The organism is Clostridioides sp. ZZV15-6597 (assembly GCF_020657815.1).
Taxonomy (GTDB): domain Bacteria; phylum Bacillota; class Clostridia; order Peptostreptococcales; family Peptostreptococcaceae; genus Clostridioides.
Genome location: NZ_JAGWCT010000233.1, coordinates 1 through 854, shown reverse-complemented (window position 1 = coordinate 854; position 854 = coordinate 1). Strand labels below are relative to the sequence as shown.

General features: G+C 29.2%; 1 protein-coding gene. It reads right to left on the bottom strand.

All coding sequences use genetic code 11. The annotated features are described in order from the left end of the window. On the bottom strand, positions 1-854 hold an 854-nt coding region (locus KGF52_RS21020), incomplete at both ends, for a transposase (protein ID WP_227841524.1).

Here is an 854-nt window from a genome sequence, read left to right as displayed (position 1 = left end):
CTTCTGAACTCCGACCAACTTGCTTCGCTTATAGCTTTCGCTAACTTATGATTTTTCACCATATTCTTTACCTTCAAGTCCTCAATAACTATAACTTGGTTTTCGTGTATTAGTTTAGTTGATAACTTATTTAGGAAATCTGCTCTTTGGTCTGATATCTTTTGATGCAACCTTGCTACCTTCAATCTTGCTTTATATCTATTATTGCTTCCTTTTTGTTTTCTTGATAAGTCCTTTTGTAGTTTAGTTAATCTTTTCTCTGATTTTCTAAAGTGTTTAGGATTATCTACTCTAAATCCATCGCTACATATTGCAAATTCCTTCAATCCAACATCTACACCTATTTTCTTATCAATAGTTTTTAGTTTCTCTATTTCAGTTTCTGCTAATATAGAAATATAATATCTATTACCTGGTGTTCTCGATATAGTACAACTCTTTATTTCTCCATCAAACATTCTATGTTGTTTTATCCTAACCATCGATTTTAGTTTAGGTAATTTTATATATCCATTTTCAATCCTTACAGTACCTTTTTGGTTGTTAGTAGTATAACTATGATAGTTTATTTTCTTAGATTTGAATTTAGGAAAACCTACTGATTTATCTCTAAAAAAGTTTTTGTAGGCTTTATCTAAATTCATTTGTTCATTTGCTAGTGCTAAACTATCAACTTCTTTTAGGAACTCATATTCCTTTTTGTAATGTGCAGGTGTAGGATATTTTATTTTCTTAATATCTAAGTCCTTGTTTTCCTCATATGCTTTAATCCTATCAGATAACATAAGATTATATATAAGTCTGCTACATCCAAAAGTTTTAGCAAAATATTCTTTTTGTTCGCTATTTGGATA